The sequence below is a fragment of the Pseudokineococcus marinus genome (assembly GCF_013004605.1).
Taxonomy (GTDB): domain Bacteria; phylum Actinomycetota; class Actinomycetes; order Actinomycetales; family Quadrisphaeraceae; genus Pseudokineococcus; species Pseudokineococcus marinus.
Map to the genome: position 1 here is coordinate 1 of NZ_JABEMA010000103.1, position 10,262 is coordinate 10,262.

General features: G+C 77.5%; 11 protein-coding genes. 3 read left to right on the top strand and 8 right to left on the bottom strand.

Features of this window, described 5'->3' with window-relative positions; genetic code table 11:
- Positions 1–116 precede the first annotated feature (116 nt).
- Positions 117–491: a sterol carrier family protein gene (locus HLB09_RS08565; RefSeq protein WP_171202973.1), complete on the bottom strand. Its 375-nt coding sequence runs from the start codon at positions 489–491 to the stop codon at positions 117–119.
- 1 nt (position 492) lies between these two features.
- Positions 493–2,832 (bottom strand): phosphoribosylformylglycinamidine synthase subunit PurL, encoded by a 2,340-nt coding sequence (purL, locus tag HLB09_RS08570; RefSeq protein WP_171202974.1) that lies wholly within the window; start codon positions 2,830–2,832, stop codon positions 493–495.
- A 115-nt stretch (positions 2,833–2,947) separates the two neighbouring features.
- Between purL and HLB09_RS19310 the strand changes: the two genes are divergently transcribed.
- Positions 2,948–3,850, top strand: coding sequence for a M15 family metallopeptidase (locus HLB09_RS19310; RefSeq protein ID WP_212770786.1), 903 nt, complete (start codon positions 2,948–2,950; stop codon positions 3,848–3,850).
- A 144-nt stretch (positions 3,851–3,994) separates the two neighbouring features.
- On the opposite strand, the gene purQ is transcribed toward HLB09_RS19310, so the two are convergent.
- The 4 genes from purQ to HLB09_RS08595 form a co-directional block, all read right to left on the bottom strand.
- Positions 3,995–4,699 carry a phosphoribosylformylglycinamidine synthase subunit PurQ gene (gene purQ, locus HLB09_RS08580; RefSeq protein WP_171202975.1) on the bottom strand — a complete coding sequence of 235 codons (705 nt, stop codon included), beginning with the start codon at positions 4,697–4,699 and terminating at the stop codon, positions 3,995–3,997.
- Entirely contained in the window at positions 4,699–4,986 is a 288-nt protein-coding gene (gene purS / locus HLB09_RS08585; RefSeq protein ID WP_171202976.1) for a phosphoribosylformylglycinamidine synthase subunit PurS, read from the bottom strand. Before purS ends, purQ begins: the two co-directional genes overlap by 1 nt.
- A gap of 98 nt (positions 4,987–5,084) precedes the next feature.
- Entirely contained in the window at positions 5,085–5,870 is a 786-nt protein-coding gene (locus tag HLB09_RS08590) for a DUF305 domain-containing protein (RefSeq protein WP_322790091.1), read from the bottom strand.
- Positions 5,849–6,481, bottom strand: a complete 633-nt coding sequence (locus HLB09_RS08595; protein WP_322790090.1) for a DUF3105 domain-containing protein — start codon at positions 6,479–6,481, stop codon at positions 5,849–5,851. The genes HLB09_RS08590 and HLB09_RS08595 overlap by 22 nt, the downstream gene beginning before the upstream one ends.
- A gap of 165 nt (positions 6,482–6,646) precedes the next feature.
- Here HLB09_RS08595 and HLB09_RS08600 point away from each other — a divergent pair, with 165 nt between their 5' ends.
- Positions 6,647–7,309 carry an MBL fold metallo-hydrolase gene (locus tag HLB09_RS08600; RefSeq protein ID WP_171202978.1) on the top strand — a complete coding sequence of 221 codons (663 nt, stop codon included), beginning with the start codon at positions 6,647–6,649 and terminating at the stop codon, positions 7,307–7,309.
- On the top strand, positions 7,306–7,833 hold the full coding sequence (locus tag HLB09_RS08605) for a DUF1990 domain-containing protein (protein WP_171202979.1): 528 nt from the start codon (positions 7,306–7,308) through the stop codon (positions 7,831–7,833). The genes HLB09_RS08600 and HLB09_RS08605 overlap by 4 nt, the downstream gene beginning before the upstream one ends.
- A gap of 73 nt (positions 7,834–7,906) precedes the next feature.
- Here the strand turns inward: HLB09_RS08605 and HLB09_RS08610 are convergent, their stop codons facing one another.
- Together HLB09_RS08610 and HLB09_RS08615 are read right to left on the bottom strand one after the other, a co-directional pair.
- Positions 7,907–9,358, bottom strand: a complete 1,452-nt coding sequence (locus HLB09_RS08610; protein ID WP_171202980.1) for a dihydrolipoyl dehydrogenase family protein — start codon at positions 9,356–9,358, stop codon at positions 7,907–7,909.
- A gap of 85 nt (positions 9,359–9,443) precedes the next feature.
- A complete protein-coding gene (locus HLB09_RS08615; RefSeq protein WP_409372988.1) occupies positions 9,444–10,172 on the bottom strand; it encodes a DUF3500 domain-containing protein in 729 nt (242 codons plus the stop codon).
- Between the last annotated feature and the right edge of the window lie 90 nt (positions 10,173–10,262).

The following is a 10,262-nucleotide window of genomic DNA, read 5'->3' on the forward strand; positions in this document are numbered from 1 at the left end:
GTCGCCGTCGACCGGGGGCGGCTGCTCGCTCACGGCCTGGACGCTACCCGCCGCGGCGGCGCCCCCTCCCGGGGCACCGGGCGCAGGAGCCCGGTGCCCTCCGGGACGGGCGGACGTCAGGCGCCGCCCGGCCACAGGGGCAGCACGTCGCCGAGCACCGCGCGCAGGCCGCTCGCCGAGACGCGGCCCTGGGCCACGGCGTCGTCCCACCGCAGGCCGCCGGTGACGAGGCCGAGCCAGGTGGCGGCGTCCGTCTCGACGACGTTGGGCGGCGTCCCGCGGGTGTGCCGGGGCCCCTCGACGCACTGCGCGACGCCGAAGGGCGGCACCCGCACCTCCACGCTGCTGCCGGGCACGCGCTCGGCCAGCTCCTCGAGGGACCCGCGCACGGCCAGCGCCGTCGCTGCGCGGTCCGCCCCGGCGGGGTCGGCCGCCCACGCGCGGACGGCGTCGCGGGCCCGCTCGGCGGTGATGCGGCGACGTGCGGGCACCTCAGGCCCCGAACGCCTCGCGCAGGGTCGCCGTGGACGCGGCGCGCAGCTCGGCCACCGGCACGGTGAAGAGGCCCTGCACGTCGAGCGCGGCGGCCTCGCCCGGCTCGTCGACCACGCCCACGCGCAGCGCCGGCTGGCGACGCGCGCTGCACACGTCGGTGAAGCGCACCTCCTCCGAGCGCGGCACGGAGACGAGCACGCGCGCCGTCGACTCCGAGAAGAGCGCCGTCGTGGCGTCGACGCCGTCCCGCTCGCACAGCTCGTCGAGCCACACGCGCGCGCCGACGCCGTAGCGCAGGCAGCCCTCGACGACGGCCTGCGCCAGGCCGCCCTCGGAGAGGTCGTGCGCGGCGTCGACGAGCCCGTCGCGGCTGGCGTTGACGAGCACGTCCCCGAGCAGCCGCTCCGCCTCGAGGTCCACGGCCGGCGGCCGCCCGCCGAGGTGGCCGTGCTCGACCTCGGCCCACGCGGAGCCGTCGAGCTCGAGCCGCGTGGTGCCGAGCAGGTAGAGCGCCTGGCCGGGCGCGCGCCAGCCGGACGGCGTGCGGCGGGCGACGTCGTCGAGCACGCCGAGGACGCCGACGACCGGCGTCGGGTGGATGGGCGTGTCCGCCGTCGAGTTGTAGAGCGAGACGTTGCCGCCGGTCACGGGCACGCCGAGCACCTGGCAGGCGTCGGCCAGGCCCGTGACGGCCTCCGAGAACTGCCACATGACGTCGGGGTCCTCGGGGCTGCCGAAGTTGAGGCAGTCGGTGACCGCGAGCGGCCGGGCGCCGACGGTGGCGACGTTGCGGTACGCCTCGGCCAGCGCGAGCTGGGCGCCGGCGTAGGGGTCGAGGTAGCCGTAGCGGCCGTTCGCGTCGGTGGACACCGCGACGCCGAGGCCGGTGGCCTCGTCGACGCGGACGACGCCGGCGTCGTCGGGCGTGGCCAGCGCGGTGTTGCCGAGCACGTAGCGGTCGTACTGGTCGGTGACCCAGCCCTTGTCGGCCAGGTTCGGAGAGCCGACGAGGCGCAGCAGCGTCGCGCGCAGGTCCTCCCCCGACGTCGGGCGCGCCAGCGCGGCGGCCGAGTCGGCCTGCAGCGCGTCCTGCCACGACGGGCGCGCGTAGGGCCGCTCGTACACGGGCCCGTCGTGCGCGACGGTGCGGGGCGGGACGTCGACGACGACCTCGCCGTGCCACGTGACGACGAGGCGCCCGGTGTCCGTGACCTCGCCGAGGACGCTCGTCTCGACGTCCCAGCGCCGCACGACCTCGAGGAAGCGCTCGAGGTGCTCGGGGCGGACGACGGCCATCATCCGCTCCTGGCTCTCGCTCATGAGGATCTCCTCGGGCGAGAGCGACGGGTCGCGCAGCAGGACGCGGTCGAGCTCGACGTGCATGCCGCCGTCGCCGGCGCTGGCCAGCTCGCTCGTGGCGCAGGAGAGCCCGGCCCCGCCGAGGTCCTGGATGCCCTCGACGACCCCGGCGCGGAAGAGCTCGAGGCAGCACTCGATGAGGACCTTCTCGGCGAAGGGGTCGCCCACCTGCACGCTCGGGCGCTTGGCCGGACCGGTCGCGTCGAAGGTCTCCGAGGCGAGCACGGACACGCCGCCGATGCCGTCGCCGCCCGTGCGGGCCCCGAAGAGGACGACCTTGTTGCCCGCGCCCGTGGCGTTGGCCAGGTGCAGGTCCTCGTGCCGCATGACGCCGACGGCGAGCGCGTTGACGAGCGGGTTGCCCTGGTAGACGGCGTCGAAGACGACCTCGCCGCCGATGTTCGGCAGGCCCAGGCAGTTGCCGTACCCGCCGACGCCCGCGACGACGCCGTGGACGACCCGCGCGGTGTCGGGGTGGTCGACCGCGCCGAAGCGCAGCTGGTCCATGACGGCGACCGGCCGGGCGCCCATGGCGAGGATGTCGCGGACGATGCCGCCGACGCCCGTGGCCGCGCCCTGGTGCGGCTCGACGAAGCTCGGGTGGTTGTGGCTCTCGACCTTGAAGGTGACGGCCCAGCCGTCGCCGATGTCGACGACCCCGGCGTTCTCCCCGATGCCGACCATGAGGTGCTCGCGCATGGCCTCGGTCGTCTTCTCGCCGAACTGCCGCAGGTGCACCTTGGAGGACTTGTAGGAGCAGTGCTCGCTCCACATCACCGAGTACATGGCGAGCTCGGCGGACGTCGGGCGGCGGCCGAGGATCTCGCGGATGCGGGCGTGCTCCTCCTCGCGCAGCCCCAGCTCGCGCCAGGGCTGGGCGACGTCGGGCGTGGCCGCCGCCCGCTCGACGGTGTCGAGGGCTCCGCCCGACCCGCCCGTCGCGTCCGGTCGGGCGGTGGCGGTGGTCGGCTCGGCCATGGGCGCAGGCTACCGAGGCGGCGGGGCCCTCCCGCCCGCGCCGGAGGGCCGCGCGGTGCGACGTGAGGTGCTCCGACGGCTCAGGTCGCGCGGGCGACGTGCCGAGGACACCGGTGTGGAGGGCATCAGCGGCATCACCGCGCGCATGGCCGGCATCCAGGCCCAGATCGACGCGCTGGCGGTCGGCGGGCCGGGGCGTGCCGCGCCGGTCGCGGCGGGCGCTCCCTCCTCGAGCACCTCTCCCTCGAGCGCCGCGTCCTCGTCGGCCTTCTCCGACGCCCTCGCCCAGCAGCTGGGCCAGCAGGGCGGCCTGCAGCAGCCCGCCGGGGCCGCGTCGTCGCTCGCCGCGGCGCTCGGCGGCGGCACGGGCGCGGGTGGCCTCGCCGCGGCACTGGCCGGCGGGGCGACGGCGACCGCGGGACCCGCCTTCACGACCACGACGACGAGCCTGTCCTCCGACGGCCTCGCCCAGCTGCTCGCGGCCCTGCCGGGCGCCCGCGGCGGCGCGGGGGCGACGTCCGCCGCACCGGCGGTCAGCGCCGTCAGCACCTCGGGGGCGGCGGGGTCGGCGTCGTCCGCGCCGTCCGTCGTCGGGAAGCTCGACGGGAAGGGCGTGCCGCTGGACCTGCGGGCGCACGGCAACGGGAAGGTGCCGGAGGGCCAGCTCGTCGAGATCGGCGGCGCCGGGTCCGGCGAGCGCCTGTGGGGCCCGGCCGCGGCCGCCTACGACCGCATGGCCGCCGCGGCGCGGGCCGACGGCGTCACGTGGCGCGTCAACGACAGCTACCGGTCCTACGAGGACCAGGTCTCCATGGCCGCCCGCAAGGGCCTGCGCAGCGAGGGCGGTCTCGCCGCGGCGCCGGGCACGAGCAGCCACGGCTGGGGCATGGCCGTGGACCTCGGCCTCGACGGCCGCGCCCAGGCGTGGATGCGCGAGAACGCCGGCCGCTACGGCTTCGCCGAGACCGTCTCCGGCGAGCCCTGGCACTGGGGCTTCCGCCCGACCTCCGCCGCCTGACCCGCGTCGTCCCGGCCCGGACGAAGGCTACGAACTCGCCCGCGCGGCACCCCTGGGCGGAGAAGGGCTACGAAGTCCGCTCTCACGACGCCTTGGGGCGGACGAAGGCTGCGAAGTCCGGGATCGGTGCGGTGCTGGGCCGGGTCAGGAGACGAGCTGGCGCAGCACCGAGGAGAAGAAGCGCAGGCCGTCGGTGCCGGCCGTGCCGGTGCGCGGGTCGGGGCCGTAGCCGGCCTCGACGGCGTGCTCGGGGTGCGGCATGAGGCCGACGACGTTGCCCGCGGCGTTGGCGACGCCGGCGATGTCGCGCGCGCTGCCGTTGGGGTTGCGGCCGCCCTCGGGGACGACGTACCGCAGCGCCACGAGCCCCTCGCCCTCCAGGCGGTCGAGCGTCGCCTCGTCGGCCAGGTAGCCGCCCTCCCCGTTCTTCAGCGGGACGACGACCTCCTCGCCGGAGGCGTACTCGTGGGTCCACGCCGTGGCGGCGTTCTCCACGCGCAGGCGCTGGTCGGTGCAGACGAAGGTCCGGTGGTCGTTGCGCACGAGCGCCCCGGGCAGCAGGTGCGCCTCGCAGAGCACCTGGAAGCCGTTGCAGATGCCGAGCACGGGCAGCCCGCCGCGGGCGGCGTCCACGAGCGGCTCCATCACCGGCGCGAAGCGGGCGATCGCCCCGCACCGCAGGTAGTCGCCGTAGGAGAACCCACCGGGCAGGACGACGGCGTCGACGCCCTTGAGGTCGGCGTCCCCGTGCCACAGCCGGACGGGCTCGCCGCCCGCGAGGCGGACGGCGCGCGCGGCGTCCCCGTCGTCGAGGGAGCCGGGGAAGGTGACGACGCCGACGCGGCCCATCAGGTGGTCCCGCCGGCGAGCGTCGTCGTGGCGGCGTCGGCCTCGACGGGGGCGACGCGGACGACGTCCTCGATGACGGGGTTGCTCAGCAGCACCTCGGCGGCGCGGGCGGCCTCCTCGAGCACCTCGGGCGTCACCTCGCCCTCGACCTCGAGCTCGAAGCGCTTGCCCTGCCGGACGCCGGTGAAGCGCCCGAAGCCGAGCCGCGGCAGCGCGCCCGCGACGGCCTTGCCCTGGGGGTCCAGGATCTCGGGCTTCGGCATGATCTCGACGACGACGCGACCCATGGCGCAGACGCTACCGGGGCCCGGCCGCCGCCCCGGTCGCGGTCCGTCCTGCGGGGAGCGGCGGGCTCGCCGCGGCGCGGTGGCCTCGGAGGCCAGGATCAGACGCCCGGTACGGGGCCGCCGCGCTCGGCGAGCATGTCCCACAGGACGGTGAGCTCGGCCTCCTGGCCGGTCGCCATCGCGTCCGCCAGCGCCCGCACCTCCGGCTCGGAGGCCTCCTGCGCGGCGGCGCGCGCCATCTCCACCCCCGCGACGTGGTGCGGGACCATGAGCTGGAGGAAGATCCGCGCGGCCTCCTCGCCGTCCGCGGCCGCGAGGGCGTCCATCTGCGCGGCGCTCGCCATGCCCGGCATGTCGCCGACGGCGCCGAGCCCGTCGGCCGGCACCGCGCCGACGTGCCCCCCGCCGTGCCCGTCCTCGTGGCCACCCGCCGCATGGCCCTCGAGCCCGGACATCCAGGCCATGACCGGTTCGGTGCGCCCCTGACCGAGGCCCCAGAGCTCGCGCCAGCCGTACATCTGGCCGGCCTGCTGCTGCTGGGTGAGCGCGATGTCGAGGGCGAGGGTGCGGACGTCCTCGTCGTCGACCCGGTCGCGCACGAGGGTCGACATCTGCACGGCCTGCCGGTGGTGGGCCTGCATGTCGAGGGCGAAGCCCGCGTCGACCGAGCCCGCCGCGGGCGCGGCGCCGCCCCCGGGTCCGCCGGACCCCCAGTGCAGGCCGAGGACGACGCCGAGGACGACGAGGAGCCCTGCCGACAGGACCGCTCCCGCGACGACGACGGCGCGGGTCGCCCCGGTGAGGACGGCCTCCCCGCGCGGGCCGCTCCCGACCTCGGCGTCCGGGCCCTCCTCGGTCGACGTCAGGACAGGCCCCCCGTGCAGGCGGCGCCGGGCTCCGGCGTCTGCTCGCCCTGGACGTACTGGGCCAGGAAGGGCGCGATGCGCTCGTCCGAGGCGTCCTCGAGGGCGAGCTGGGTGCCCCACGCGCTGAGCGTGACGGGGCTCTCCATGCCCGCGTAGGGGCTGACGAGGGTGTAGTCGTACGGCTCGGCGGCCGCGACGAGCGCGTCCACCTGGTCCTGCGGCAGCGAGGGGTCGTAGGTGATCCACACGGCGCCGTGCTCGAGCGAGTGCACCGCGTTCACGTCGGGGACCGGCTCGGAGTAGACGCCGCAGTTCCACCAGACGGCGTTGTGGTCGCCGCCCACCGGGGGCGTCTGCGCGTAGTCGACCTCGCCGGTCACGTGCTCGCGCCCGAGGTCCTCGAAGGTCTCCACGCCGTCGATCGGCGCCTCGAGGGCCGCCTGCTCGGCCGCCCGCTGCTCGCGGGTGACGACGAGCACGACGGTCACCGCGGCGACGAGCGCGACGACGATCCCGGCCGTGACGCCGATGATGAGCGCGCGCTGCCGGCGCTCGCGGCGGGCCTGCTGCTCGCGGAGGGCGGCGGCGCGGGCTGCGCGCTCCTCGCGGGGACGGGTCGGTGAGGCCACGTCGGGCTCCTCGGCTGGGCTCGAGCGGGTCTGCGCGCACGGGGCGCGGGCCCCGTCGCGGCCCGCGGCGGACGACACCGCCATGGTCGCACCACGGGCCCGTCCGCCGGGCGGCCACCCGCCGCACCGGGTGTGGCCGACGGGGTCCGGTGCCATCGTGGCGGGATGAGGATCACCCATCTGGGCCACTCGACGCTGCTCGTCGAGGCGGCCGGTGCCCGCGTCCTCCTGGACCCGGGGGCCTTCACGCCCGGGTGGGAGGACGTGCGCGACCTCGACGCCGTCGTCGTCACCCACGCCCACCCCGACCACCTCGACCCGGCCGAGGGCCGCTTCGAGGCGCTGCGGGCAGCCAACCCGCGGGCGCGCGTCCTCGCCGAGCCGCAGACCGCCGCCGACGACCGCTGGGGCGCCGAGCCGCTGCCCGCGGGGACGACGACGCGCGTCGCCGGCCTGCCCCTGCGGGCCGTGGGCGGGCAGCACGCCCTCATCCACGAGGACATCCCCCTCGTGGGCAACGTCGGCGTCCTCCTCGGCGGCGAGGGCAGCGGCGAACCCGTCCTCTTCCACCCCGGCGACGCCTACGGCGCGGTGCCGGGCGGCGTCGAGGTGCTCGCCGCGCCGCTGACGGCCCCGTGGACCTCGCTCAAGGAGACCGTCGCCTTCGTGCGCGCCGTCTCCCCGCGCGTCGTCGTGCCGATCCACGACGCCGTCGTCTCGGCGGCGGGCCGGGGGGTCTACCTCGCGCAGCTCGACGCCCTGGGCCCGGACGGCGCGCGCGTCCTCGACCTCGCCGGCGCGGGGCCCACCGAGGTGCCGACCCCGTGAGCCCGGCCCTCGACCTGGCCACCGCGAGCGCCGGCGACGGCCCCGACGTCTCCGCCGGCTGGGGCCCGGGCTGGCAGGACACCCGGCGCAGCGCCGTCGTCGGGCCGGCCTCGCCCGGCGGGGCGGCGGGGGCCTTCGCCCGCGCCCGGGCCGGGCTGCTCGGCTGGGAGGTGCAGCGGCTCGCGGGCGTGCGCGTGCCGCTCTCGACGCCGGACGCGGCGCCCGGCGTCGAGGTGCGCCAGACCGCCGGCCCGGGCGGGCTCCTCGTGGCCCGGTGCCGGGTCACCGAGGTCGTCGACGAGCCCGGGCGTGCCGGCTTCACCTACGAGGCCCTCACCCCGCACCCCGAGGAGGGCGAGGAGTCCTTCCTCCTCCAGCGGCTCGGCGACCGCGTCGTCCTCACGGTCGCCTCGCGCTCGCGGCTCGCCTGGGCGCCCGCCCGCCTGGCGAGCCCGCTGGCCCGCGGCGCCCAGCGCCTCGCCGTCGCGCGGTACCTGCGCGCGGGGCGGCTCCTCGCCCGCTGACGCCACGCCGTCGCCCGCCCACCCCGCCCCCGGAGGGCGACGTGCGGCGATGGGGAGGGGCGGTGCGAGGGGGTCAGAGGCCGTAGGCCTCGAGCAGCCGCAGCCAGACCTCGCTGATCGTGGGGTACGGCGGGACGGCGTGCCAGAGCCGGTCCAGCGGCACCTCGCCGGCGACGACGACGGCGGCCGACTGGCACAGCTCGGCGACGTCCTGCCCGACGAAGGTGACGCCGACGACGACCGAGCGGCTCTCGTCGACGACCATGCACGCCCAGCCGGTGTAGCCGTCCGCCTGCAGCGACGACCCGGCGACGGCGATGTCGAGCTCGACGACGCGGACGTCGAGGCCGGCGTCGCGGGCCTGCTGCGCGGTCAGGCCGACCGACGCGACCTCCGGGTCGGTGAAGACGACCTGCGTGACCGCCCGGTGCAGGGCGGTCGTCGCGTGCTTCGACCACGGGGCGGGCTCCCCGTCGGCCTCCCCGCGGGCGCGGGCCGCCACGACGTCGCCGACCGCGCGGGCGGCGTACTTGCCCATGTGCGTCAGCGGCGCGAGGCCGGTGACGTCGCCGGCCGCGTAGAGCCACCGGCCGTCGACGCCGCGGACCTGCCCGGCGGCGTCGATGTCGAGGGCCTGGCCGGGCTCGAGGCCGACGGTCTCCAGGCCCAGGTCGCCGGTCTGCGGGCCGCGGCCGGTCGCGACGAGCAGCTCGTCGCCGACGAGCACCCGGCCGTCGTCGAGGGTGAGGCGGACCTCGCCCTCGTCGCCGTCGCGCTCGACGGAGGAGGCGCGGGGGCCCGTGACGACCTCGACGCCCTCCTCCCGCAGCGCGTCCGCGACGAGCTCGCCCGCGCGGGGCTCGAAGGCCGACAGCACGGCCGAGCCCGCGACGAGCGTGACGTCGGAGCCTAGGCGGCGGTACGCCGTCGCCAGCTCGCTCCCGACGACGCCCGCGCCCAGCACGAGCAGCCGCGGCGGGACCGAGCGCGACGACGTGGCCTCGCGGCTCGTCCAGTAGCGCACGCCGTCCAGCCCGTCGACCGGCGGCGCCTTCGGGGTCGACCCGACGGCCACGACGACGGCCTGCCGGGCGACGAGCGCCGTCGTACCGCCGTCGGCGCCGGTCACGACGACGCGGCGCTCGCCGTCCAGCCGGGCCCGGCCGCGCAGCAGCTCGAGCCCCGCGCCCTCGACCCACTCGACCTGGCTCGAGTCGTCCCAGTCGCTCGTGAAGGAGGTGCGCCGCTCGAGGACGGCCTGCACGTCGACCTCGCCCGTGGCGGCGGCCGCCGCGCCGGGGACGCGCCGCGCGGCGGCGAGCGCGGCGGTGGGGCGCAGCAGCGCCTTGCTCGGCATGCACGCCCAGTAGGAGCACTCGCCGCCCACCAGCTCGTCCTCGACGACGACCACCTCGCCGAGGCCGCCCCGGTGGGCGCGGTCGGCGACGTTCTCCCCCGTCGACCCCCCGCCGATGACGACGACGTCGACCTCGCGCTCCTGCGTGCCCGGTGTCTGCTCGCTCATGCGGGCGACGATGCCTCAGCGAGGGCGTCCCGGCACCTCGTCGCGCGCGGAGGATCGCGCCCGGCTCCCGTCAGTGCTGCGCCCGTCAGTGCTGGGCGCGCAGGTGCTCGCGGAGCAGGTCGCCGCCGAAGTCGTCGCGCAGGTGGCGCCACACGGTGTGCACGTGGTCGGCGCCGTGCTGCGTGTCGTCCAGCTCGAGGAGCAGGCTCGGCGCGCGCACGGCGTAGTAGTGGCCCTCGCCGCGCTCCAGCGAGCCCAGCCAGGTCAGCTCGACGCCGCCGAGCCCGTCCGCGAGGACCTCCTCCCAGCACGCCGCCGCGTACGCCGCGGGCGCGCGGGCGAGGTAGCGCTGCACGAGCGCCTCCAAGGACCGCTGGGCGACGGGCGGCATGTCGCGGTGCGCCAGCCCTCGGGGCAGCACCTCGGGGTCGGCCACCGGGTCCGTGCCGGTGAGGACGTCGGCCGGCGCCGTCCCCGACGGCCGCGCGACGGCGAGGCGGTCGCCGTCGAGGGCGGCGAGGACGTCGCGCGCCAGGTCCTCCTCCGGCCCGAGCAGGCGCCAGCCCGCGCGGGGGCCGCGCGGCACGACCGCCGGCTGCGCCCCGACGAAGTGCGGCGTCACGTGCACGCGCGCCTCGACGAGCGTGACGTGGACCGCGAGGTGGTGGCCGCTGACCCGCCACGCCCACGCCCCGTCGGCGGGGTCGCCCTCGAGCCGCAGCGCGTAGGGGTCGGGGTCGTCGCGGCCCTCGAGCGAGGCGGGGTCGAGCGGCGTGCCGGCCTCCCGCTGCTCGGCGGCCAGCTGCTGGCGCACCCGCTCGAGCTCCAGCGCCCCGGCGACGCCGACCGCTGCCTCGCCGTCGACGCCACCGGGGCGCTCGTCGACGGGGACCAGATCATGGGC